Genomic DNA, 22,649 nt, shown 5'->3' with positions numbered 1-22,649 from the left:
GGGCAACGCTGGCGTGTTTTCACGCCAGGTGTTCACCTCAACTGACGGCGACGCCCTTCGTGACGCTCACCACGGTGGCGTGGTCGGCGTCGGCGAGCCAGACGACGCGGTAGTACGACGTACCGCGCAGCGTCGGCTTGATGCTGAAGCCGTAGTTGCCGGTCGCGTTCAGTTTCGCCGTGGCCACGGTCGGCCAGGACGGGCCGGTGAGTCGCTGGAGGTAGACCGTCGTGCCGGGGTGCTGCGGGCGGAGGAACCCGTAGACCGGCGTGGTGGCGCCCAGCTTGATGGCGGTCGCCAGGTTGATCGTGATGGTCGGCTTGACCTCGATCGTGGCGTTGCCGCTGCGCGAGCCGAGCAGGTCCGGGGAGCCGTTGTAGCCCCACGCGTACACCGTCGAGACGGTCGGCTTCTGCACCGACGACGCCTGACCGGTGCCGTCGGAGGTGACCTTGGCGACCTCGCGCCAGGTCGAGCTGTTCTTCGCCCGCGCGTAGAGCGACAGCGGTACGCCGGTGAGCGAGGCGCCGGTGTCCTTGCGGGTGGCGCGGGTGTAGAGCGTGACCGCGCCGCCGTAGCTGATCGCCGGAGCGCTCGCCGCGACGGTAGCGCCGGTGCCGACGAGCACGGTGTCCACGCCGGGGCCGATCTTGCCGCTGCTGTCCTTCACCCAGGCCCGGAACGCGTAGCTGGTCGCGTTGGCGAGCCCGGTGGCGGTGGTGGAGCCCGCGGTGCCGGTGTAGACGGCGGTGCCGACGTTCGGCAGCGGCGGCGGGGTGGTGCCGGTGTTGCGGCGGACGATCACCTGGCTGCCGGCGGGGGCGGCGTTCCACTTGAGGGCGGCGGTGGAGTAGGCGCCGGTCGCGTCGAACCCGGTGAGCGCGGCAGGAGGGGCGGTGAGGTTCACCGCGTTGCTGTCGATCTCGATCTGCACGCCACCGTGCGTCTCGAAGTGGTCACCCTGGTACTGGTGAACGCGCTGACGATTGGTCCACATGGTCGACGGGATGTACTTGTCGTCGGTGGTGTTGGTGACCATGTTCCAGCGAGCGAACCAGAGGTTGTCCGGCCGGGTGTAGGCCGTGTTGTTGTACGCGCTGGCCAGATCGACACCACCGGAAGCAGCAGCGACGTACGCGCCACCGACATAACCACGGGTGTTCAGTTCGAGCGTCCAGCCACTCAGGTACGACAGCACCGCCGCCTTGCACGCCGCAGTCGACGTGTAGGCCTCGATGTCGCTGTAGATCGCGCTGCGCTGCGCGAACCCGAGCAGTTGGGCAGAGGCGACCGCGTTGGCCGCAGCAGTCCGGCCCTGCGCCCGCGCAGTGGCCGGGTCCGCCGACATCCGGGTGGATTGGGTGCTGCAGGGGGCCTGCATGCCGACGTCGATCAGCAGGAACTGCCACCCCTTGGCAGCGTTCGTGGCGACCCACTCAGGGGTCAGGTTCGGCTGGCCGCAGGCGCGGTGCTCACCGCTCGTGTAGATCCCCACCGCCTTGTACCCCGAGCTCGGGTACAACCACGCATCCATCGCCGCCTGGCTAGGCGCCGTACAAGCGTCGAACGCGAACCCACCCTGCAGGTTGCCGGTAGCAACCACGGACGGCGCCACAGCAGCAGCACGCGGCTGAGCGACCCGGCTGACCTTGCCGGTCACCCGGCCCGTGTCCAGCACCTCACGCGCCCCCTGCTCACCACCAGCGCTGTAGTACGCCGTAGCAAGCACTCCCGCGTCAGCAACAGCCTCCTGGACCTCGCCAGGAGTAGTCCGAGCAGCCCGGGTCAGCGGCTCCAGCACCAGTCCCTGGCTGCGTCCGGTCAGGCTCGCCGGGCAGTCCGGCTGGGCAGTGCTCTTCCCCAGGTACACGGCAGGGCGGTCGAACCGGACACACGCGGTCGGGTTCTTCGCCAGGTCGACGACCTGCCAGTCGGCGGGCACCGTGACCTGGTAGCCGCGGTACTCGACGGTCTTGTCCCCGGCGGCCTGCGCGGGCAGCACGCCCGTCGCAAGTACCGCGAAGGGCACAACGATCTTCCACAACCTCACAAGAACTCCTCACAGGGCAGGCGGCCGCCGCGAGTATTTCAGAGGGACCAGACCAAACGCCTGCGTATTGCTACTTACTGCAACGCCGCAGCCCGCTCCTGGGAGCCGACAAGGCCGAGCGACGCCAGTACGGCGTTGCCGAGCAGCACGACGCCGGAGCCGACCCCAGCGACCAGACCCACCAGCGGCCGGTCCTGCTGGGCGAAGGCGATCACCAGCCCGATCACCCCGAGTACCGACATCACTACGCCGATCGCGAGCATCTCCCGGTTGCCGCGCATCCACCAGTACGCGAACGCGACGAAGTGCAGCCCGACGACCAGCGCCACCCAGCCGACGGCAGCGGTCGGCTCGACCCTGTTCAGCACGGCCAGCCCGCCGAACAGCAGCACCACCTCGGCGGCGACGATCGCGAAGTACCCGCGAGCAGACTGCTGCTGCGGCTTGCGCGGACCACCGGCCCGCAGCAGCTGGACGAACGCCACCAGCACCAGCAGCGCCGCGGCGATCGCCACCGCGCTGACGATCGCGCGCCCGGGTGAGCCCAGCTTCGCGGAGTTGACGAGGATGAACACGAGTCCGAACGACGCTCCGACGACGTGGCCGGGCTGGGCGGGGGTCAGCTTCACCGCGTGAACCTACCCCGCGCCCAGGGTCTCAGAGGATGTAGCGATCACCCGGCTGAACCACCCGCAACCAGCGACTACCGTACGGCTCCAACTCGAGCCGGACAGTGCCGTCCTCGGCGACTTCCGCCGTACCGGGTTGGAGCAGGTCAACAGCCTGTACGCCGACGCCGGTGCCCGACACCGCCAGCGTCACGGCAGCCGGCTCGGCGGAGAAGTTGTGGGCCGTGACCACGCACCCGTCCTCGTACGCCGAACAGTGCGCGAGCACGGTCGGCGACTCGTGCTCCAGAACCGTGCAGTCGCCCCAGGACAGCTCCGGCGTCTCCCGGTAGCGCTGGATCAGCAGCTTGATCCAGTTGAGCAGCGAGTCCGGGTCGCGCCGCTGGGCGGCCACGTTGACGTGCTCCGGGGACAGGTCTCCGGTGACGACCTGACCGGCCAGGTCCGCCGCGTCGGCGGTCGAGAAACCGCCGTTCACCGAGGCGGTCCACTGCATCGGAGTCCGTACGGCGTTGCGGCCCTCCATCGCCAGGTTCTCCCCCATGCCGATCTCCTCGCCGTAGAACAGCACCGGCGTACCGGGCAGGGAGAAGAGCAGGCTGTAGACCATCCGTAGCCGCCGCTGGTCGTTGCCGAGCATCGGAGGCAGCCGCCTGCGCAGCCCACGCCCGTAGAGCTGCATGTCCTCGTCCGGGCCGAAGGCGGCGAACACCTCCTGCTTCTCCTCGTCGGACAGCTTGTCCAGCGTCAGCTCGTCGTGGTTGCGGACGAACGTGCCCCACTGCGCCTCCTCCGGCGGGGCCGGCCGCTCGCGGAGCGCCTTGACCAGCTCAGCCGGGTCCTGCCGGGCCAGCGACAGGTACATCTTCTGCATCCCGATGAAGTCGAAGCACATGGTCAGCTCGTCGCCGTCCTCGTCCCCGAAGAACTGCCGGGTCTCCTTGTACGGCAGGTTCACCTCCCCCAGCAGCACCGCCTGCCCGCTCCGGCGGCTCAGGAACGCCCGCAGGTCGCGCAGGTAGTCGTGCGGGTCCGGCAGGTTGTCCGGGTCCAGCGCGCCGTCGGTGTCGAGCAGGAACGGTACGGCGTCCACCCGGAAGCCGGAGATGCCCAGCTGCAGCCAGAAGCCGATCACCCGGATGATCTCGTCGCGCACCTCCGGGTTGGTGATGTCCAGGTCCGGCTGGTGCTTGTAGAACCGGTGCAGGTAGTACTGGCCCGCCTGCTCGTCGTACTGCCAGAGGCTGGTCTCCTGGTCGGGGAAGACGATCCCCTCCGCCGCGTTCTCCGGCGGCTGGTCGCGCCAGACGTACCAGTCCCGGTACGGCGACTCGCGCGACTCCCGCGCGCTCCGGAACCACGGGTGCTGGTCGGAGGTGTGGTTGACGACCAGGTCGGCGATCACCCGCATGCCGCGGTCCTGCGCCAGCGTGATCAGCTCGACCAGGTCGCCGTGCGTGCCCAGCCGCGGGTCGACGCCGTAGAAGTCGGTGATGTCGTAGCCGTCGTCGCGGTCCGGTGTCGGGTAGAACGGCATCAGCCACAGGCAGGTGACGCCCAGCTCGGCCAGGTGGTCGATCCGCTGCGACAGGCCGCGGATGTCGCCGCGGCCGTCGCCGTCGGTGTCGAAGAACGTCTCGATGTCCAGGCAGTAGACGACGGCGTTCTTCCACCAGATGTCGGCGGTCTCGGTCAGCCTCACGGGCGAGTCACCTCCAGCTGCGGCAGCACCTTGTCGCCGAACACGTCGACGAACTCCGTCTGCTCCTGGCCGACGTGGTGCAGGTAGATGGCGTCGAACCCGAGTGCCGCGTAGGCGTTGAGCCACTCCGCGTGGCGGGCGGGGTCGGAGGAGACGTGCACGGTCTTGTGCATCGCCTCCGGCGGAACGTGCTCAGCTGCGAGGTCGAAGGACTCCGCTGTGTCGGTGTCCCAGCAGAACGGCGGCGGGAACACGTTGCTGCGCCACTGGTCGTGGGCGATCGCCAGAGCCTCCTCGTCGCTGGCTGCGTAGCTCAGGTGCACCTGGAGGCAGACCTTGCCGCGGCCGCCTGCTTCCTTGTACGCCGAGACGATGCGGCGCAGGTGGTCCGGTTCGGCGTTGACGGTGATCAGGCCGTCGGCCCAGCCGGCGCACCACTGCGCCGTACGCTCCGAGACTGCTGCGCCGAGCAGGGCCGGCACCTCAGTGGGTAGCGTCCAGAGCCGGGCTCGGTCGACGGTGACCAGGCCTCGTTGGCTGACCTCGTCGCCACGCAGGAGGCGGCGGATCACGTCGACCGCCTGCTCGAGGCGCTCGGTGCGCTGCTGCTTGTCGGGCCAGCGCTCCCCGGTGATGTGCTCGTTGCTGGCCTCGCCGGTGCCCAGAGCGGCCCAGAAGCGGCCGGGGTACATCGAGCTCAGCGTGCCGATCGCCTGGGCGATGATCGCGGGGTGGTAGCGCTGGCCTGGTGCGTTGACGACGCCGAAGGTGAGGTCGGTCGCCTGGAGCGCCGCGCCGAGCCAGGACCAGGCGAAGCCGGACTCGTTCTGGCGGAGGCTCCAGGGGCTGAAGTGGTCGGAACACATGGCCGCTGTGAAGCCGGCTTGTTCTGCCCGCACCACCGCTTGCAGCAGGCCGGCGGGCGGGACCTGTTCGTGCGAGGCATGGAAGCCGTAGACAGTCATACGTCCCCGTGCCCGTACGCAGCGGACGGCACACGTCTACTGAGCGGTCGGCTCCGGCGTGGGCTCGGGTTTCGCCGTGGTCGTGCGCCCGGTCTGCGCGTTCTGGTTGGCCGCCTCGACGATCGCCGCCGCCACCTGCCGGAGCTTGACGTTGCCCGACTGCGACAGCCGGGCCAGGAACGCGAACGCCCGGTCGTCGTCCAGCGTGTACCGCTCCATCACGATCCCGACCGCCTGGCCGATCACGTTCCGCGTCGCCAGCGCCTCCGACATCGTCTCGCCCTGCCGCGCCCACCCCATCGCCAGCGCCACCTGCCCGGCGAACAGGCTGCCCAGATGCACGGAGTCGTCGTCGATCCCGTACGGCTTGGTCGAGTACAGGTTCAACGCGCCCCGCGCATGCGGCTCCGCGCGGAACTGGAACGCCAGATGCGCCCCCAGACCGAGCTCTGCCGCCCGCGGCCCGAACTCCGGCCAGCGCGAGTCCGTCGCCAGATCACCGACCATCACCACCGGCTCACCCAGCGCGGCGTCCAGGCACGGCCCCTCGTGCAGTTCGTACTGAAGGACGTCGGCCCGCGTCGCCAGCGGCCCGGTCGGCGCGAGCGTGTCGATCCGGCCGTCCTTGCGGGTCAGCGAGATGCTCACCTCGACGATCCCCGGTACGGTCTCGGCCGCGCTCTGGGTGATCACCAGCAGCGTCTTCTCCAGCGCCATCGGTGACTGGATCGACGCGGCGACCTCGGTCATCACCTCCGCCAACTGCCGCAGGTCCGGCGATTCCGCGCGCACCGACTCCATAGTTGCCCCCTCCCAACGGGTGTTCCCCGCCAGTCTCCCCCCTGGGACCTACTTTCCGGGGCGAGGCCCGCGCCGGGCCAGCGCGTGGGTTCCGTCGCAAAGCGGTTTCAGCGCCGACCGGCCGCAGCGGCAGAGCGCGATCGTGCCGCGCTCGGGGGTGATCTCGGCGCCGTTCTCGTCCTGCAGGACGAAGTCGCCACGGACGATCAACGGGCCGTCGGGGTACGCGCGGATCACGGAGTCGCTCATGACCGTCCGGTACCCGGCATGAATCGGGGTACCGGTCAGCCCACGGTTCAAAGGAGTGTTCGATGCGACTTCCACCCCCTCGCGGGCCCCTCAGCGGATGGGTGATCGACCACCTGCACGGCGCGCGTACGCCGTACCCCGGCCTCGGCCAGGCGCAGGTGCTCGACGACGATTTCCAGCTCGCGCTGTGGTGCTGCTACGAGCTGCACTACCGCGGTTTCGACGGCGTCGACCCGGAGGCCGAGTGGGATCCCGACCTGCTCGCGTTCCGCGCCGAGCTCGAGGAACCCTTCACCGGCTGGCTCCGGACGCTCACCAAGCAGGAGCCCTCGGCAACGACTCCGGTCGCCGACCAGTTGCGCGCCCTGATCGACGCGGACGACGGGCCGTCGCTGGCGGCGTACCTGCACCGGCACGCGACGCTGGACGAGTTCCGCGAGTTCGTGATGAACCGCTCGGTCTACCAGCTCAAGGAAGCGGATCCGCACAGCTACGGGATCCCGCGCCTCGACGGTGCCGTGAAGGCTGCCCTGGTGGAGATCCAGGCCGACGAGTACGGCGGCGGCCGCGCCGAGCGCATGCACGCCGAGCTGTTCCGGACGACGATGCGCTGGCTCGGCCTCGACGACAGCTACGGCCGGTACGTGCCGGACGTCCCCGGCGTCACGCTCGCGCTGTCCAACACCATGTCGCTGTTCGCGCTGCACGGCCGGTGGACGGGCGCGCTGCTCGGGCACCTGGCCGCGCTGGAGATGACGTCGACGCTGCCGAACCGCCGCTACGCCAGCGGCGCGGCGCGGCTCGGCGCGACGGACGAGCAGGCCCAGTACTTCACCGAGCACGTCGAGGCGGACGCCGTCCACGAGCAGATCGCTGCGCACGACCTGTGCGGGGCGTACGCCGAGGAGCGCCCCGAGGCGGTCGGCGACATCCTCTTCGGGGCCGCCTGCTGCCTGGCGGTCGACAATCTGGTCGCCGTGCACCTGCTGAGCGCGTGGGGCGCCGTACCGGAAGGACAGGTCGCCAGCTGACGCGGTCGCCTACCGCAATCGGTCGCGTACAGAGAGTACGTTCGTTGCCATGATGAAGCGTGCCGCGGCGATCGCCGGCGTCCTGGTCCTGACGATCTCGGGGGTTTCGACCGCCGCGACGGACCGAAGTCAGATCGTCGGCGGCACGCTCGCGGCCCTGTCGGAGGCGCCGTGGGCGGTCGCCCTGACCAACTCCCGCTCGGCGAACGACAGCGGCCGCTGGTGCGGCGGCGCACTGGTCCGCCCGAACAAGGTGCTGACCGCCGCCCACTGCATGACCAAGCCGATCGACACCTACACCGTCGTACAAGGCCGCGCCGAACTGCTCGACACTCGCGGCGGCCGGACCTCGCAGATCAGCAAGGTCTGGATCCACCCCGGCTACAACGACCAGGCCAACCGCAACGACTTCGCCGTCCTCACCCTCAGCACCCCGATCACCGGCGTCCCGTTGATCGCCCTGGAAACCAACCCCAAGGCCGACCGCAAAGGCGTCGTCCCCACCGTCTTCGGCTGGGGCGAAACCCAGAACACCGGCCCCGCCGACACCTTCCACAAACTCGCCGTCCCCGACCTCGGCGACGCCACCTGCCTGGCCAACCCCGAGTACGTCGACAACGGCTACGCCGCCGCCACCAACATCTGCGCCGGCTACCTCAACGGCGGCAAAGACGCCTGCCAAGGCGACTCCGGCGGCCCCCTCGTCCTCAACGGCCGCCTCCTCGGCACCGTCTCCTGGGGCAAAGGCTGCGCCGAAAAGGGCTACCCCGGCGTCTACGCCGAGATAGCCCCCGCAGTGAAAACCCTGCAAGCGCAGTTCGCGAACTAGCCTTTACCGCACTGATTCCCCCAGGAACGGAGCCCTCGTGCCTGAGCCGGTTCGTGTGATTCGAAAGGCTGAGCTGGTCGCCGCGGATCCGACGGCGGGGATGTTGCGGACGAAGGCGTTCGAGGTGCCGGTGCTGTGGGCGGGGAAGGTCGAGACGGCGCCGGGGCGGTGTCCGGGTGGTGAGCCGTCGGTGGCGGTGATCGCGCGGGCCGGTGGGGGGATTCCGACGGTGAACGTGGAACCGCCGCCGGACCTGGGAGTGCGGTAGGTCCGGCGGCGGGGTCGCGGACTACGGCATGCGTTCGTACGCCGGGAGCGTGAGGAAGTCGGCGTAGTCGTCGGCGATGGCTACTTCCAGGAAGGTTTCCCGGGCGTCCTTGTAGAGCGAAGGGTCGTCGCCGAGTTTGGTGATTTCCTCGTCGGCGAGTTGGGTGACGAGGTCGGCGGTGACTGTGGCGCCGGTGTCGAGGACGACGGCGTTCTGGCGCCACTGCCAGATCTGGGAGCGGGAGATCTCGGCGGTGGCGGCGTCTTCCATCAGGTTGAAGATGCCTACGGCGCCGGTGCCCTGCAGCCAAGCGGCCAGGTACTGGATGGCGACGCTGATGTTGTTGCGGAGGCCGGCTTCGGTGACCTCGCCGGGGGTGGCGGCCACGTCGAGGAGCTGGGCCTCGGTGACGGAGACGTCTTCGCGGAGCTTGCCGAGCTGGTTCGGTGTGGAGCCGAGGACCTTGTCGAAGACCTCGCGGCAGGTGTCGACCATGCCGGGGTGGGCGACCCAGGAGCCGTCGAAGCCGTCGCCGGCCTCGCGGGTCTTGTCGGCCTCGACCTTGGCGAAGGCCTGCTCGTTGACGGCCGGGTCCTTGCTCGGGATGAACGCGGCCATACCGCCGATCGCGTGCGCGCCGCGCTTGTGGCAGGTCTGCACCAGCAGCTCGGTGTACGCGCGCATGAACGGCACCGTCATCGTGACGCTGTTGCGGTCGGGCAGCTGGAAGTCAGCACCGCGGGTGCGGTAGGTCTTGATCACGCTGAACATGAAGTCCCAGCGCCCGGCGTTCAGCCCGGCCGAGTGCTCGCGCAGCTCGTACAGGATCTCCTCCATCTCGAACGCCGCCGGGTAGGTCTCGATCAGCACCGTCGCCCGGATCGTGCCGCGGGGAATCCCGAGGAACTCCTGCGCGAGCACGAACGCGTCGTTCCACAGCCGCGCCTCGAGGTGCGACTCCATCTTCGGCAGGTAGAAGTACGACCCCTGCCCGCGGTCGAGCTGCAGCTGCCCGCACGCGGTCAGGTAGAGCGCGAAGTCGACCAGCGACCCCGACGTCCGCTCGCCGTCGACGAGCAGGTGCTTCTCCGGCAGGTGCCAGCCGCGGGGCCGGACGACGATGGTCGCGAGCTCGTCGTCCGGCTTCAGCGCGTACGACTTGCCGGCCTCGCTGGTGAAGTCGATCTTGCGGGTGATCGCGTCGAGCAGGTTGAGCTGCCCGCCGATCACGTTCTCCCACAGCGGCGTGTTGGCGTCCTCGTGGTCGGCCAGCCACACCTTCGCGCCGGAGTTCAGCGCGTTGATCGTCATCTTCCGGTCGGTCGGCCCGGTGATCTCCACCCGCCGGTCGACCAGCCCGGGCGCCGGGTCGGCGACCCGCCACTCCGGGTCGTCCCGGACGCCGGCAGTCTCGGCCAGGAAGCCGAGCGACCCGCCCGCGGCGATCTCCTCGACCCGGGCGCGGCGCCGGTCGAGCAGCTCCAGGCGTCGCGGGTTCAGCGCGCGGTGCAGCTGCTCGATCAGCTCGAGCGCCCGCTCGCTGAGGATCTCGTCGTACCGCTCGTGCATGGGTCCCGTGACCTCGACTGCCACAACTGCTCCTCTACTCGACGACCAACACTTCGTGATCGGTGATCCGGTCCACCTCGACCGTAATCCAGCCGTCCTCCGGCGTCACCGCGGCCTCCCCGCCACCGACCAGCAGCGAGGCCCGGCTCCCGTCAGCGCGCACCGCCACCGTGAACGGCCCGGCCGGCGTGAACTCCTCCAGCCGCCCGCGCCACGCACCGCCCTGGTCGAGGTTGACCAGGTGGACGACGGTCCGCGACCCCTGCCGGTACACCTGGCAGTCCAGTACCCCGGCACCGGAGACCCGCAACGGGAGCTCCCCGGCGAAGCGCCTGACGAGGTTCGCCAGCAACCGCCCGTGGTCCGGGTGGTGGTAGCGCGCGTAGAGCCGGTCGAGGTCGGCCGCCAGGTACGCCGTCCGCTCGCCGAGCACCAGCGCCGGTACGTCGGTCCGCGGCTCCGCCATCCAGGACTTCTCCGGCGGGTAGATCGGGAACGGCGGCACCAGCGTCAGCGCTCCGGTCCCCTCTACTACCTCGAGCGCGCCGCCGAACGGCAGCAGGTCGGTCCCGTCGAACCCGTCAGCCACCGAGCGATCCTCGATCCGCAGGTAGCTGTGGCTGTCGTAGGTCTCCCAGCTGCCCGACGACCCACCCACCTGCCGCTCCCCGCTGTGCCGTACGCCGAGCAGCGAGCCCAGCGCGAAGTCGTCGCGGCGGTCGCCCCACTCGTCGTAGAGGGAGGACTCCCCGGTGACGATGAGCGATCCCCCACCCGCCACATACTCCTTCAAGTCAGCACACTCGGCATCGCTCAGAACGCCGACGTTGGGAACCACCAGAACAGAAAACGAGCTGTCGACAGATGCCGTGGGCAAGTACGGAATGCGGGCTCGCACCAGCGCGTCGACCCACCCTCGGTACGGCAACTGACTCACCGTCTCCGGATCGTCCTTCCCGTGGAAGTCCACACTGCGTTGACTCCACAGCAACCCAACAGTTGCCACCGGCACCCGATCCACCAGGTACTGCTCATGAGCAGCATGCCAACCGAACAGCGCCTCCGCCGTCCCGTACTGCCGCCGGTCCTCGTGCACCGACCCGATGTGGTGCCACCACGGCTGGATCCCACCCGCGAACCCCTCCAGCGCCCACATCCGCGCCTCCGGCTCCGGCTTGCTGCCGAGCCGGAACGTCGGCGTTCCCGCGTCGTACATCGCCGTGCTCTCCGGGATCAGCGTCTCCCACCCGAGCATCCCGTGCAGCCGCTTCCCGGTGTCCGCGTTCGCCTGAAACCCCGACTCGTCATGCCGCCACTGCGAGTCCAGGAAGAAGATCGGCGCCCGCGCACAGATCGCCGCGTCGTCCCGCAACCGCTTGCTCTGCGCAACGACCTCCCCACCGTTCATCCCGATCCACAAGCAATCGGGCCCGCCCGCACGCTGCGTCACCGAGTTGTTCAGGTCCCACACCGCGAGCCGCCGCTCGTAGCTCCACCGGATCCACCGCCGGTACGCCGCGTCCTCCCAGTCGACGGCGGCCGGCAGTTTCTCCCCGAAGCTCTCGCGGCAGTTCGCGCAGTAGCAGATGCTGTCCCGCCCGAGCCCGCTCCAGCTGTTGTCGGTGATCCCGTCCGGCGCGGTCCTCTCGATGATCTCCTCGAGCACGCCGGTCAGGAAGTCGCGGTAGTACGGCCCGGTCACGCAGGCGACGTACAGATCACCCGCCCGGTAGGGCGCACCCGACGCATCAACAGCGAACCAGTCCGGGTGCGCGTCGTACAAGGGCTGGTGCGCCCGGTTCGAGTCCATCCGCGCCAGCACCGTCAGCCCTTCGGCCCGCGCCGCCTCGACGATCTCGCCGTACAGGTCCCGGTCGCCGAGGAACTCGGCGCGATGATGCAGCGGGAACTTGCTCGGGTAGTACGCGACGATGCCGCCGGCGTTGACGATCGCGCCCTGCACCCTGGTCCGGCGCCACTGGCCGCGCCACCAGTCCGCATCGTACCGGGCCGGGTCCTTCTCGGTCAGGTTCGTCTGGGCCCAGCGCAGCGTACGCCGGTACCAGGGTGCGCCGGTCATCCGGCCAGGCTCTTCAGCGCGTCACCGGAGCCGGACAGGTTGTCCAGCACCATCTCGGAGTACTTCCGGCTCAGCACGACACCTTCGGCACCCCCTTCGAACGCGGCCAGTACGGCGTCGCGCACGCTGTCGCGCGTGCACGTCGTCAGGTCGCCCTCGTTGTCGTCCCAGTTGATCTTCGTGCCCAGGTCGCGCGGCGCCTCCAGCCCGCGCTGCTTGGCGACGCCGACCGGGATGTCGATGTCGATGCCCGGGTAGATCGCGCTCTGGCCACCGACCCCGGCGACCGCACGCTCGGTCTCGCGCCGGACGTAGTCGGCGGTGAACCCGGTCTGCGGCAGCTTGTCGTACGAGCCCTCGTCGAGCTGCAGCAGCTTCATCATCAACGGGTAGACGTCCTCGGGCTCGGCGTCGGCGAACAGCGCGCCGCAGATGCTCTTCACCCAGGTGAAGAAGCGCGGCCCGGCGCAGTTGTTGTAGATCACCACCTTGATGAAGTCGGAGAACTTGGCCATCTCGCCGTAGTCCTGGTCCGCTCGGTAGAACGGGCTGAACGAGATGTTGTGGTAGACGTGCCAGCCGACCTGGGTCTCGGGCTTGATCGCCTTGGCGACGCCGTAGATGTCGCGGTAGATCTGGCGCTGGCTCTCGGTCCACAGCGTCTGCCAGGCCAGGACCTCGGGGAAGTTCAGCAGGATCCGCCAGAAGGTGACGAACGCCCCGTCGGCCGGCCGCTCACCGGCGCCGATCCGCTGGTTCCACTCGATCAGCTCGCGGTAGCCGCGCTGCGCCCGGTCGACGTCGATGCCGCGGTCCTTGCCGATCTGCTTGCAGTGCTGGCAGAAGCAGCCGATCTCGGGCACGTCGACGGTGCCCTGCATCAGCATGTTCAGTGGACCGGGCCGCTCCGAGCACCAGGCCAGGCCGTCCAGGTCGTAGCTCTGCAGGTAGTCCTCGACGAAGCCGAGGTGCCAGTTGCGGTAGTCGGGGTTGTTGAAGCAGGGCCGGCGGCCCGGCCGCGACCACGGGTCGACCTCGAGCACCTTGGCGAAGTTCGGGTACGTCCGCAGCTGCCGGGCGCCACCGCTCTCCTCCATCCAGGCGAACGACTTCATCCCGCGCTCGCGGGCCTTCGGGATCACCTCGTCGAAGAGGTCGAGCCCCGGGTGCTCGGGAGCCGCCCCGGCCGAGCCGAGCACGGTGTTGCCGTAGTACTGCGGGTGCGTGGTCGCGTAGTTGCCGCCGACCCAGCCCAGGTCGTACTCCTGACCACCGTGGTCGGGAATCGGGTGCCCGGGGATCTGCCGCCCGCCGGTGCCCCGGGTCCAGGTCGGCGTGGCCAGGAAGAGCGCGTTCACCGCGCCCCGGTCGGCCAGGATGTCCAGTGTCTGGTCGACGCCTTCGTCGACGAACGAAACCGCTCCGATCTGCATGGCTACGAGCCGGTCCGGCACGTCGCTCACCCCTTCATTCCTGTCATCGTGATGCCTTGGATGAAATAGCGCTGCGCGAAAAGGAAGACGGCGATCACCGGTACGACGGAGACCGTCGCACCGCACATCAGCAGACTGATCTGGGTGAAGTACTCGCCCTGGAACTGGGCCAGCGCCACCGGAAGCGTCTGCAGGTTCTCGGAGTTGATGTAGATCAACGGCCCGAACAGGTCGTTCCACGACTCGAGGAAGGTGAACACCCCGATCGCGGCCAGGGCCGGTTTGGTCTGCGGCAGCATGATCCGCCAGTAGATGCCGAACGTCGAGGCGCCGTCGATCTTGCCGGCGTCCTCCAGCTCCTTCGGCACGGTCAGGAAGGACTGCCGCATCAGGAAGGTCGCGAAGACCGGCGTGAGCACCTTCGGCACCCACAGCGGGTACTGGGTGTCCACCCACCCGATGTGCCGGAACACGATGTACTGCGGGATCAGGTACGCGATCCCGGGGATGATGGACGTGGCCAGCAGCACCATGAACGCGATGTCCCGGCCGGCGAACTTCAAGCGGGCAAAGGCGTAGCCCGCCATCGAGGCGACGATCAGGATGCCGATCACGTTCAGCCCGGCCAGCTTCACGCTGTTCCACAAGAAGACGGGGATCAGCTCGAAGATCTGCCGGTAGTTGTCCCACTGGGCGTCCTTGGGCAGGAACTGCGGCGGTACCGACAGCACCTGCGCCTCGGGCCGCAGCGACGCGCTGATCATCCAGACCAGCGGCGCCAGGAACGCGACCGCGAACAGCGTCATCACGACGTACTGCGACGTCTTGGTGGCGATCCTCATGTGTAGAACACCCACCTCTTCTGCAGCCGCCACTGCAGGAACGTGACGGCGGCGATCACCGCGAACAGGATCCAGGCCATCGCCGAGGCGTAGCCGACCTTCCCGAAGCCGAACGCGTTCTGGTAGATGTTGAAGATGTAGACGCTGGTGGAGTGTCCCGGCCCGCCCTTGGTCATCACGTAGATCAGCCCGAAGACCTGGAACGACGTGATGAACTGGGTGATCAGCAGGAACAGGAAGTGCGGCGTGAGCAGCGGCAGCGTGATGAACCGCAGCCGCGCCCAGGCCCCCGCGCCGTCGATCCGGGCCGACTCGAAGTACTCCTCGGGCAGCCCCTGCAACCCGGCCAGCAGGATGATCATCGGGTAGCCGATGCCCTGCCAGACGCTGACCAGGATCACCGCCGGCATCGCCCAGCTCGAGCTGGACAGCCACTGCGGCCCGGTGATCCCGAGCTGGCCGAGGATCCCGTTGATGACGCCGTTGTCGGGCTGGAAGAACCAGAACCAGACGAACCCGATGGCGACCACGTTCGTCACGTACGGCGCGAAGTACGCCGTCCGGAAGAACGCCACACCCTTGATCGGCCGCGCGCACAGCAGCGCCAGCACCAGCCCGAGGCCGATCGTCAGCGGGATGCTGGCGAGGGTGAAGTAGATCGTGTTCTTGAACGTCTGGACGAACAACGGGTCGTTGCCGAACAGGTCGCGGAAGTTCTGCAGCCCGACGAACTTCGGCGCCGAGATGCCGTTCCAGCTGGTCAGCGACGCGGCCATCGAGACCACGATCGGGAAGAACTGGAACACCACCACGCCGACCACGATCGGGCTGATGAACAACCAGCCGACCAGGTTCTGCCGGCGGCGTTCCCGGCGGGCGGCGGCGACCGCCACCGGGCGGCCGCGGGCCAGGGATAACGTTGCCATTGGCAATCAGCCCTTCAGTGCGGTCTCCACCTGCGGCGTGATCTGTTGGAGCACCTCGGCGACCGGCTTCTCGCAGTTGTAGGCCTGGTCGAGCGCGGGCCGGTACAGCTCCCGGGCGCCGAGCGTGTTCTTGGTCTGGTTGGTCGCGGTGAGGTGCTTGGACGCCTCACCGAACAGGCCGATGTGCTCGGGCATCTTGCCCTTCGGCGCGAGCTCGGCCGCCGCCTTGTTGTTGATCGGCGTGAACGAACCACCCTCGAGCAGGATCCGGCCGCCGTCCTCGCTGGCCAGGTACTTGAGCAGCGCCCAGGCCTGGTCGGGGTTCTTGGCCGACTTGGGGATGCAGAAGACGATCACGCTGGACTCGGTCTTCTGCTCCAGGTCGGCCGGCGGCGGCGCGACGTCCCAGGTGAAGTCCTTGATCGTCGTGCGCAGGTACGGCACCGTGCCGAAGGTCGCGTAGAGCATCGCCAGTTTGCCCTGCGCGAACATCTGCGTCTCGGCGTTGTCCTGCTGCAGCGACGACCAGGGCGGCTGCACCTTGTCCTTGCAGGTCAGGTCGGTGGCCCACTGCAGGGCCTCGATCTCCTTGTCCCCGGACAGCGTGAACTTGGTGCCGTCGGTGGAGAAGATCCCGGTCTCGCTGCCGTGGTTCACGGTGAACGTCTGCTCGTACCCGGTGTCCAGGTAGATCAGCCCGCCGTACCGCTTGCCCGGGATGGTGAGCTTCTTGGCCCGGTCGGTGAAGTCGTCCCAGTGCCAGCCCTCCGCGCTCCAGGTCGCCGGCGGCAGCGGGACGCCAGCCTCCTTGAACATGTCGACGTTGTAGAAGACCAGCCGCGGCTCGTAGCCGACCACCCAGGCGGTGTGCGACCCGTCGGGCTGCTTCGGGAACTCGTACACCTCCTTGGCGAACTGCGTGGTGTCCAGCCCGTCCTTCTCGATGTACGGGCGCAGGTCGAGCAGCGCGCCCTGCTCGGAGAAGCCGCGGACGAAGTCGTCGTTGATCCGCATCACGTCCGGCGGTGCCCCACCGGCCAGCAGCGTGCGCATCTTGGTGTCGTACTCCTGGGTGACCGCGGGCTGGATCGTGACGCTCGCACCCGAGGCCTTCTCGTGGGCCTGGATCGCCTGCTCCAGCGGCGTTCCCTTGACCTGCTGCCAGTTGAGGAAGGTGAGGCCCTTGCCGCCACCGCCCGCGTCGTTGCCGCTGCCACCGCAGCCGGCCAGCATGGTGCCGGCCGCGATGCCGCCCAGCCCCGCCAGGAACTTGCGGCGGCTGAGGTTGGAGGGGATTGTCTGCACCGGAATCTCCCATCCACGATGGATGAATACGTATACAATGAATACGTATACACAGCTATTCTGCAGTGGTCAACGGCGAGTGGCCACACTCTTCAGTAGGGTTTCGGCTCCGACCACGAGGGGAGGCGGCGATGGGACGTCCACCGACGAGCAGGGACCTGGCGCGCCTGGCGGGGGTTTCGCAGGCGACGGTGTCCCGGGTGCTGACCAACAACCCGCGGGTGAACCCGGAGACCCGGGCCCGGGTGCTGCAGGTGCTCAAGGAGGCCAACTACACGCCGAACGCGCTGGCCCGCGCGATGAAGACCGGCCGCACCGACACCATCGGTGTGTTCATGACCCGCGTGACCAGCCCGTTCCACGCCGAGCTGCTCGACGAGATCGGCCGCGTGCTGAGCTCGCTCGGGCTGCACATGATCCTGTGGAACATCGAGCACGACCCGGAGGAGTCGGTCAGCCGCGTGCTGCAGCAGCGGCTCGTCGACGGCTTCCTGCTCACCTCCGCGACGTACGACTCGACGCTGCACACGATGGCCGTCGAGTCCGGTACGCCGACCGTCCTGCTGCACCGCGGCATCGACGGGCTCGACTGCGACCAGGTCGTCGGCGACAACTGGCAGGGCGCGTACGACGCCGGCCGGTACCTCGCCGAGGCCGGTCACACCGAGATCGGGCTGGCCCGGCTGGAGCACACCGGGAACACATCCCGGGACCGCGAGCTCGGCTTCCGGGCCGGGCTCGCCGACGCGGGCGTGAAGATCAAGGCGCGCAACACGGTGACGGTCGGCGTACCGCACGCGGACGGTCACGCGGCGGCGCAGAAGCTGCTCTCGCAGAAGAAGCCGCCGACCGCGATCTACACGATGACCGACCTGCTCGCCTTCGGCATCCTGGACGGCGCCCGCGCGCTCGGCGTCCGGGTGCCCGACGACGTCTGGGTGATCGGCTACGACAACACCGACCTGGCCGCCTGGGAGTCGTTCGACCTGACCTCGGTCGCGCAGCCGATCCACGCGATCGTCGAGAAGGGCATCGACCTGCTCCGGCTCCGGATCGCCGAACCGGACCGCCCGACGGAGATCGTCACCCTGCCCTGCCCGCTGGTCATCCGGGGCTCGACCGCGAACACCCCGTCGAAGGGCTAGCCGAGCGCCGGCAGCACGTCGCGCAGAACCGCGGCGTGCTCGCCGGGCGAGGTCAGACCCATCCCCATCGTGTTGACGTCGAGGTGCGTCGCGCCGAGCTCGCGCCAGGCGGCGGCGAAGGCGGCCCACTCGGACTCGGGGACGCGGCCGAGGGTGAGCCGCGCCTCGATGCCGATCTCCGCAGGGTCGCGCCCGGCCTGTACGGCGTACGCGCGGATCCGCTCGACCGCGGCGCGGGCCTCGTCGGTCGGCCCGCTCTGCGGCATCCAGCCGTCGCCGAGCTCGCCGGTCCGGCGCAGCACCGCCTCGGCGCCGCCGCCGAACCAGATCGGGATCCGGCGACCGGGCAACGGGTTCAGGCCGGCCTCCTCGAAGCGGTGGTACTTGCCGTCGTACGAGATGACCGGGTCGGCCCAGAGCTTGCGGAGCAGATCGACCTGCTCCTCCAGCTTGGCGCCGCGCTGCTTGAAGGGGACGCCGAGCGCGTCGTACTCGACCGGGTTCCAGCCGATCCCGACGCCGAGCCGGAGCCGGCCGCCGCTGAGCACGTCGACCTCGGCGGCCTGCTTCGCGACCAGCGCGGTCTGGCGCTGCGGGAGGATCACCACTCCGGTGACCAGCTCGACCTGGGTGGTGATCGCCGCGAGGTAGCCGAAGAGCACGAAAACCTCGTGGAACAAGGACTTGTCGGTGTAGCCGGTCCAGCCCGGGCGGTTCGCCGGGTCGGCGCCGAGAACGTGGTCGTAGGCAACGACATGGGTGTAGCCGGCCTGTTCGACGGTCTCGGCCCAGGACCGGACCACCGCCGGGTCGCTGCCGATCTCGAGCTGGGGAAAGACGGCACCGATCCTCATCGTGCGGCTCCTTGCAGTAGGTGGACGATTCCGCGGACAGCCTGGTCGAACGGCGCGTCGTCACCGGCCGCGCGGGCCAGCACGTACCCACCCTGCAGTACGGCGGCGACGGTCGCGGCGGTGGCGACCGGGTCGAGCGCGGCCGGGAACTCGCCCGACTCCTTGCCCTCGGCAAGGATCTCGGCGAGCCGTTCGCGGATCCGCCGGAAGGTCGCGTCGACCGGCGCGCGCAGGCCTGCGTCGGCCATCACGTCCGGGTCGGCGGTGAGTCGGCCGATCCGGCAGCCCTTCTGCACCTCGCGGTCGCGCTCCAGGTACCGGGTGATGCGTTCGACCGCCGTACCGGGGCCGGACAGCTGCTCCTCGGCCGCCGCGGTCAGCTCGGTCGCGGACCGCTCGATCGCCACCTTGGCCAGCTCGGCCTTACCGGTGAAGTGGTGGTACATGCTGCCCTGCCCGGCGTCGGCCGCGGCCTGGATCGCCTTCGGGCTGGTGCCCACGTAGCCCCGCTCCCAGAGCAGCTGCTGCGTGCTCCGGATCAACCGCTCGACTGTCTCCACCCTGTTCACTGTACTGACAGGTACAGCACCGAATGGCCTCGCCCGAGGCAGACCGATAGTCTCGGACGCCATGAGCACCTCCGTCGCCATCGCCGTCATCACCTTTCGGCGACCCGAGCTGCTGAAGGACCTGCTGGACAGTCTGCAGGCCCAGGAGTTGCCCGCGGACAGCGACTACGCCGTACGGATCGTCGTGGTCGACAACGACGCGGCCGGCTCGGCCGCGGAAGTGATTGCCGCGTCAACCGGCCCGTACGAGGTGGTCTCGGAGATCGAGCCCGAGCCCGGCATCCCGTTCGCCCGCGAGAAGTCGGTCCAGCTCTGCTGGGACGACGACGCGCTGATCTTCGTCGACGACGACGAGGTCGCGCCCGCGGGCTGGCTGGCGACGCTGCTCGGCGCCTGGGAGAGCACCGGCGCGGACGTCGTGACGGGCCCGATCCAGGGCATCCTGCCGCCGGACGCCCCGGCCTGGAACCGGTACAGCGACGTGCACGACTCCACCGGCAAGCACAAGACCGGTGACGTGCTGAACAAGGCGTACACGAACAACACGCTGGTCGCGCAGAAGGTGTACCACCAGGTCACGCCGGCCTTCCACCCCGCGTTCCGGTTCACCGGCTCCAGCGACCTGCACTTCTTCCTGCGCGTGCACCAGGCCGGGTTCCGGATCGTCTGGTGCGAGGAGGCCCGGATCACCGAGGACGTGCCGGCGTCGCGGACCACGCTGCGCTGGCTGGTCCGGCGCGCGTTCCGGTCAGGCAGCGGCGACAGCATCTCCCGGGTGCTGATCCGGCCGGGCGTGGCCAGCATCGCGAAGGCGCTGGCCTATGCTCTGGCGCGGATCGGATCGGCCTTCGTCTACGGCCTGGCCGGTCTGGTGCTGGTACGCAAGACCTATCTGCTGAAGGCCGTTCGCCGGTTCTTCTCGGGCATCGGCAGCCTCGCGGGCATAGTAGGGATCAACCATGACGAGTACCGGGAACGGCACCACACCGACGGTGGCGACGCTGTGCCACGCGATCTGGCAGCTGGAACGGGAGCTGGATCTGCTGAGCTGGCGGATCCAGGGCGCCCACCCGTGGCCGATCATCCGGATGCGCGTCTTCCATGAGCTGACCAAACGCGGCGGCATCCACGGCGAGCCCCACCCGGTACGCCGGACCCGGTCGGACAAGGCCCGCCTGGTCGGCAAGCACGTGGCCGGCGTCGTCGGGAAGAACCCGTTCCTGGCCGGCGGCACGTACGACGCCCTGGTGGTGCCGCACCCGCGCAAGCCCGCCGGGATCGAGATCTACACCGACAAGCTGCGCATCGAGCTCGGCTCGTCGGCGCTGGTGCTGGACTCCGGGATCAACGGGACACCGCTCGCGGGCAGCCGGAACCTCGACTTCTTCACCTCGGCCGCGGGCGCGGTCCGCAGCCGCTCGATCGACGCCCGGACCACGACGATCGCGAACGCGCTCGAGGCATTGACCGGCGTCAAGGTCCCGATCGGCGCGCTGGTCGCCCGCGAGATCCCGAAGCACCTGCGGCTGCGCACGCTCTACCGGGCGCTGCTGCGCCGGCACCGGATCAAGACCGTGTACTCCGTGGTGTCGTACTTCCACCAGCACATCACCGGCGCGGCCCGCGACCTCGGCGTCCCGGTGGTCGAGCTGCAGCACGGCGCGATCAGCCCGTACCACCTCGGCTACAGCTACCCCGGCAGCCCGGTCGTCGCCGACCAGCCGGACGAGCTGTGGTGCTTCGGCTCGTACTGGGAGACCGTCGCCGAGCTGCCGGCCGGGATGACGACCGCGGTGATCGGGGCGCCGTTCCTGCCGGCTGCTGACGAGTCACTGAAGGTCGGCGACCAGGTGCTGTTCCTCTCGCAGGGCACGATCGGGCGGGAGCTGTTCGACTTCGCGGTCGCGTTCGCGGGCTCACGGCCGGAGCTGGACGTGGTCTACCGGCTGCACCCGAGCGAGCACCTGTCGGACTACCTGCTGCCCGTCGACAGCCGGCTGCGGGTCTCCGCCGGGTCGGCTGAGTCCACGGTGGAGCTGCAGCGGGCGGCGGCGTACCAGGTGGGTGTGTCGACGACGGCGCTGTTCGAGGGGATGGCGCTGGGCTGCCGTACGGCGGTCGCCGAGCTGCCCGGGCACGAGTACCTGCAGCCGGTGGTCGACCGCGGCGACGCGCTGCTGGTGCCGGACGCCGCGACGCTGGCGGCTCGGATCGACTCGGCGCCGCTGTGCGCGGACAGCTCGGTGTACTACGCGGCCGACCAGCTCAGCGCCGTACTGAAGGATCCCTCCCGATGAACCCGAGCAGGCGGTCCTGCAGCGGGGCGTCTGCCGGAACAGGGATCTCGGGGCCGAAGACCTCGACGTCGGGGCCGAAGGCGCCCGGGGTGCGGTAGAGCGTCATCATCTCGGCCGGGATCGCGGTCGTACTCCGCCAGAGCCGCTCGACGTCGGCCGGGTCGATGGTCTCGTCCTGGCCGGTGGCACGGGCCAGGTCCCAGCCGTGCAGCACCAGGTCGTCGCTGACCACCTGGTCGATCTGCGCCTCGGCGGTCATCCTTCCCGCCGGCGTGTCGACCTCCTGCGCGGCGAGCTCGGGGTTGTCGAGCACCTCCTCGACCGCCTTGCGGGCCGCGCGGAACGTGGTGAGCGGGTCGTCGTCGTTGCCGAACGAACGGCCCACCGGCCCGAGCATGTAGCCGTGCATCGCGATCACGTGGTCGACCACGTCCCGCGCCGTCCACTTCACACAGGGCGACTGGTTGCCCCAGTCCCCTGCCCCGACCCTCGCGACCTTGTCCTCGAAGGCCTGCGCCCGCCGCCTGTACCGGTCCCCGATGTCTGCCATCGGGCCACCCTGCCACCCGATCGGCCGAAACAGAACCGTCTGAGCCACCCGTCGCCGGGTACCGGGGCGGCTCGCTGATGATGAGGAGGTTCCGTGATGAGTGGCATCACGCAGTCCGTGGACGTCGCCGTACCGGTCACGACGGCGTACAACCAGTGGACCCAGTTCGAGTCCTTCCCGCACTTCATGGACGGGGTCGAGGAGGTCCGCCAGCTGGACGCCACGCACACGCACTGGGTGACGCGGGTGGGCGGCGCGACCCGGGAGTTCGACGCCACGATCACCGAGCAGCACCCCGACGAGCGTGTCGCGTGGAAGTCGGACTCGGGCCCGCACCACGCGGGCGTCATCACCTTCCACCAGCTCGACCCGACCACCACCCGGGTGACGGCTCAGATGGAGATCGACCCGGAGGGTTTCCTGGAGAAGGTCGGCGACAAGCTCGGCGTGGTCGAGGGCCGGGTGAAGGGTGATCTGCAGCGCTTCAAGACGTTCATCGAGGCGCAGGGCACCGAGACCGGAGCCTGGCGGGGCGACGTCCCGCGGTAGCCGGAC

22 protein-coding genes are annotated in these 22,649 nt (G+C 69.2%); 7 read left to right on the top strand and 15 right to left on the bottom strand.

Annotation, left to right across the window (positions count from 1 at the left end; translation table 11 throughout):
* Window positions 1-37: 37 nt before the first annotated feature.
* The 6 genes from ACZ6Z4_RS01955 to ACZ6Z4_RS01930 all read right to left on the bottom strand — a co-directional run bounded on the left by ACZ6Z4_RS01955 (window position 38) and on the right by ACZ6Z4_RS01930 (window position 6,396).
* Window positions 38-2,050, bottom strand: a complete 2,013-nt coding sequence (locus ACZ6Z4_RS01955; protein ID WP_465557143.1) for a DUF1906 domain-containing protein — start codon at window positions 2,048-2,050, stop codon at window positions 38-40.
* Window positions 2,051-2,124: 74 nt separating this feature from the next.
* Entirely contained in the window at window positions 2,125-2,679 is a 555-nt protein-coding gene (locus ACZ6Z4_RS01950) for a hypothetical protein (protein ID WP_465557141.1), read from the bottom strand.
* 28 nt (window positions 2,680-2,707) lie between these two features.
* Window positions 2,708-4,381 carry an alpha-amylase family protein gene (locus ACZ6Z4_RS01945; protein ID WP_465557139.1) on the bottom strand — a complete coding sequence of 558 codons (1,674 nt, stop codon included), beginning with the start codon at window positions 4,379-4,381 and terminating at the stop codon, window positions 2,708-2,710.
* Window positions 4,378-5,346 (bottom strand): TIGR03885 family FMN-dependent LLM class oxidoreductase, encoded by a 969-nt coding sequence (locus ACZ6Z4_RS01940; RefSeq protein ID WP_465557137.1) that lies wholly within the window; start codon window positions 5,344-5,346, stop codon window positions 4,378-4,380. Before ACZ6Z4_RS01940 ends, ACZ6Z4_RS01945 begins: the two co-directional genes overlap by 4 nt.
* A gap of 36 nt (window positions 5,347-5,382) precedes the next feature.
* A complete protein-coding gene (locus ACZ6Z4_RS01935) occupies window positions 5,383-6,147 on the bottom strand; it encodes a GAF and ANTAR domain-containing protein (protein ID WP_465557135.1) in 765 nt (254 codons plus the stop codon).
* 48 nt (window positions 6,148-6,195) lie between these two features.
* The gene (locus tag ACZ6Z4_RS01930) at window positions 6,196-6,396 is read right to left on the bottom strand and encodes a CDGSH iron-sulfur domain-containing protein (RefSeq protein ID WP_465557133.1); all 201 of its coding nucleotides are present in this window, start codon (window positions 6,394-6,396) and stop codon (window positions 6,196-6,198) included.
* Between the two features lie 62 nt (window positions 6,397-6,458).
* Between ACZ6Z4_RS01930 and ACZ6Z4_RS01925 the strand changes: the two genes are divergently transcribed.
* Genes ACZ6Z4_RS01925 through ACZ6Z4_RS01915 form a run of 3 tightly spaced genes read left to right on the top strand, consistent with a single transcriptional unit; the run spans window position 6,459 to window position 8,524 of the window.
* Window positions 6,459-7,427 (top strand): iron-containing redox enzyme family protein, encoded by a 969-nt coding sequence (locus tag ACZ6Z4_RS01925; protein WP_465557131.1) that lies wholly within the window; start codon window positions 6,459-6,461, stop codon window positions 7,425-7,427.
* 49 nt (window positions 7,428-7,476) lie between these two features.
* Entirely contained in the window at window positions 7,477-8,256 is a 780-nt protein-coding gene (locus ACZ6Z4_RS01920) for a S1 family peptidase (protein WP_465557129.1), read from the top strand.
* A gap of 55 nt (window positions 8,257-8,311) precedes the next feature.
* Window positions 8,312-8,524 (top strand): hypothetical protein, encoded by a 213-nt coding sequence (locus ACZ6Z4_RS01915; protein WP_465557127.1) that lies wholly within the window; start codon window positions 8,312-8,314, stop codon window positions 8,522-8,524.
* 21 nt (window positions 8,525-8,545) lie between these two features.
* Here ACZ6Z4_RS01915 and aceB read toward each other — a convergent pair whose 3' ends face one another.
* From aceB to ACZ6Z4_RS01885, 6 genes are read right to left on the bottom strand one after another with little or no spacing between them, the layout of a single operon-like run.
* Window positions 8,546-10,117, bottom strand: coding sequence for a malate synthase A (aceB, locus tag ACZ6Z4_RS01910; protein ID WP_465557125.1), 1,572 nt, complete (start codon window positions 10,115-10,117; stop codon window positions 8,546-8,548).
* 10 nt (window positions 10,118-10,127) lie between these two features.
* A complete protein-coding gene (locus tag ACZ6Z4_RS01905; protein WP_465557123.1) occupies window positions 10,128-12,173 on the bottom strand; it encodes an alpha-amylase family protein in 2,046 nt (681 codons plus the stop codon).
* Complete coding sequence (locus ACZ6Z4_RS01900; protein ID WP_363667801.1) at window positions 12,170-13,636, bottom strand: hypothetical protein; 1,467 nt, start codon at window positions 13,634-13,636, stop codon at window positions 12,170-12,172. Before ACZ6Z4_RS01900 ends, ACZ6Z4_RS01905 begins: the two co-directional genes overlap by 4 nt.
* Window positions 13,633-14,448 carry a carbohydrate ABC transporter permease gene (locus ACZ6Z4_RS01895; RefSeq protein WP_363667803.1) on the bottom strand — a complete coding sequence of 272 codons (816 nt, stop codon included), beginning with the start codon at window positions 14,446-14,448 and terminating at the stop codon, window positions 13,633-13,635. The genes ACZ6Z4_RS01900 and ACZ6Z4_RS01895 overlap by 4 nt, the downstream gene beginning before the upstream one ends.
* Entirely contained in the window at window positions 14,445-15,374 is a 930-nt protein-coding gene (locus tag ACZ6Z4_RS01890; protein WP_363667805.1) for a carbohydrate ABC transporter permease, read from the bottom strand. Before ACZ6Z4_RS01890 ends, ACZ6Z4_RS01895 begins: the two co-directional genes overlap by 4 nt.
* A 6-nt stretch (window positions 15,375-15,380) precedes the next feature.
* A complete protein-coding gene (locus ACZ6Z4_RS01885) occupies window positions 15,381-16,679 on the bottom strand; it encodes an extracellular solute-binding protein (RefSeq protein ID WP_465557120.1) in 1,299 nt (432 codons plus the stop codon).
* 131 nt (window positions 16,680-16,810) lie between these two features.
* Here ACZ6Z4_RS01885 and ACZ6Z4_RS01880 point away from each other — a divergent pair, with 131 nt between their 5' ends.
* A complete protein-coding gene (locus tag ACZ6Z4_RS01880; protein WP_465557118.1) occupies window positions 16,811-17,824 on the top strand; it encodes a LacI family DNA-binding transcriptional regulator in 1,014 nt (337 codons plus the stop codon).
* Here the strand turns inward: ACZ6Z4_RS01880 and ACZ6Z4_RS01875 are convergent.
* Window positions 17,821-18,678 (bottom strand): LLM class F420-dependent oxidoreductase, encoded by an 858-nt coding sequence (locus ACZ6Z4_RS01875; protein WP_465557116.1) that lies wholly within the window; start codon window positions 18,676-18,678, stop codon window positions 17,821-17,823. The two genes, ACZ6Z4_RS01880 and ACZ6Z4_RS01875, sit on opposite strands and share 4 nt — an antisense overlap.
* Window positions 18,675-19,238: a TetR/AcrR family transcriptional regulator gene (locus ACZ6Z4_RS01870; RefSeq protein WP_465557114.1), complete on the bottom strand. Its 564-nt coding sequence runs from the start codon at window positions 19,236-19,238 to the stop codon at window positions 18,675-18,677. The genes ACZ6Z4_RS01875 and ACZ6Z4_RS01870 overlap by 4 nt, the downstream gene beginning before the upstream one ends.
* A gap of 70 nt (window positions 19,239-19,308) precedes the next feature.
* Between ACZ6Z4_RS01870 and ACZ6Z4_RS01865 the strand changes: the two genes are divergently transcribed.
* Together ACZ6Z4_RS01865 and ACZ6Z4_RS01860 are read left to right on the top strand one after the other, a co-directional pair.
* The gene (locus ACZ6Z4_RS01865) at window positions 19,309-20,352 is read left to right on the top strand and encodes a glycosyltransferase family 2 protein (protein ID WP_465557112.1); all 1,044 of its coding nucleotides are present in this window, start codon (window positions 19,309-19,311) and stop codon (window positions 20,350-20,352) included.
* Window positions 20,336-21,544 carry a hypothetical protein gene (locus ACZ6Z4_RS01860; protein ID WP_465560570.1) on the top strand — a complete coding sequence of 403 codons (1,209 nt, stop codon included), beginning with the start codon at window positions 20,336-20,338 and terminating at the stop codon, window positions 21,542-21,544. Before ACZ6Z4_RS01865 ends, ACZ6Z4_RS01860 begins: the two co-directional genes overlap by 17 nt.
* Here the strand turns inward: ACZ6Z4_RS01860 and ACZ6Z4_RS01855 are convergent.
* The gene (locus ACZ6Z4_RS01855) at window positions 21,513-22,094 is read right to left on the bottom strand and encodes a TIGR03086 family metal-binding protein (RefSeq protein ID WP_465557110.1); all 582 of its coding nucleotides are present in this window, start codon (window positions 22,092-22,094) and stop codon (window positions 21,513-21,515) included. The genes ACZ6Z4_RS01860 and ACZ6Z4_RS01855 overlap by 32 nt on opposite strands.
* Window positions 22,095-22,190: 96 nt before the next feature.
* Here ACZ6Z4_RS01855 and ACZ6Z4_RS01850 point away from each other — a divergent pair, with 96 nt between their 5' ends.
* Window positions 22,191-22,643: an SRPBCC family protein gene (locus ACZ6Z4_RS01850; protein WP_465557108.1), complete on the top strand. Its 453-nt coding sequence runs from the start codon at window positions 22,191-22,193 to the stop codon at window positions 22,641-22,643.
* Window positions 22,644-22,649 lie beyond the last annotated feature (6 nt).

This window comes from Kribbella sp. NPDC104740, assembly GCF_055583505.1.
The sequence above is the reverse complement of the archived record's forward strand: the minus strand, read 5'-3'. Positions and strand labels throughout refer to the sequence as shown.

Coding starts and splice junctions, on each gene's coding strand:
- ACZ6Z4_RS01940 (WP_465557137.1), bottom strand. CDS start 5,346: ATGACTGTCTACGGCTTCCATGCCTCGCACGAACAGGTCCCGCCCGCC.
- ACZ6Z4_RS01935 (WP_465557135.1), bottom strand. CDS start 6,147: ATGGAGTCGGTGCGCGCGGAATCGCCGGACCTGCGGCAGTTGGCGGAG.
- ACZ6Z4_RS01930 (WP_465557133.1), bottom strand. CDS start 6,396: ATGAGCGACTCCGTGATCCGCGCGTACCCCGACGGCCCGTTGATCGTC.
- ACZ6Z4_RS01925 (WP_465557131.1), top strand. CDS start 6,459: ATGCGACTTCCACCCCCTCGCGGGCCCCTCAGCGGATGGGTGATCGAC.
- ACZ6Z4_RS01920 (WP_465557129.1), top strand. CDS start 7,477: ATGATGAAGCGTGCCGCGGCGATCGCCGGCGTCCTGGTCCTGACGATC.
- ACZ6Z4_RS01905 (WP_465557123.1), bottom strand. CDS start 12,173: ATGACCGGCGCACCCTGGTACCGGCGTACGCTGCGCTGGGCCCAGACG.
- ACZ6Z4_RS01895 (WP_363667803.1), bottom strand. CDS start 14,448: ATGAGGATCGCCACCAAGACGTCGCAGTACGTCGTGATGACGCTGTTC.
- ACZ6Z4_RS01890 (WP_363667805.1), bottom strand. CDS start 15,374: ATGGCAACGTTATCCCTGGCCCGCGGCCGCCCGGTGGCGGTCGCCGCC.
- ACZ6Z4_RS01880 (WP_465557118.1), top strand. CDS start 16,811: ATGGGACGTCCACCGACGAGCAGGGACCTGGCGCGCCTGGCGGGGGTT.
- ACZ6Z4_RS01875 (WP_465557116.1), bottom strand. CDS start 18,678: ATGAGGATCGGTGCCGTCTTTCCCCAGCTCGAGATCGGCAGCGACCCG.
- ACZ6Z4_RS01865 (WP_465557112.1), top strand. CDS start 19,309: ATGAGCACCTCCGTCGCCATCGCCGTCATCACCTTTCGGCGACCCGAG.
- ACZ6Z4_RS01860 (WP_465560570.1), top strand. CDS start 20,336: ATGCGCGTCTTCCATGAGCTGACCAAACGCGGCGGCATCCACGGCGAG.
- ACZ6Z4_RS01855 (WP_465557110.1), bottom strand. CDS start 22,094: ATGGCAGACATCGGGGACCGGTACAGGCGGCGGGCGCAGGCCTTCGAG.
- ACZ6Z4_RS01850 (WP_465557108.1), top strand. CDS start 22,191: ATGAGTGGCATCACGCAGTCCGTGGACGTCGCCGTACCGGTCACGACG.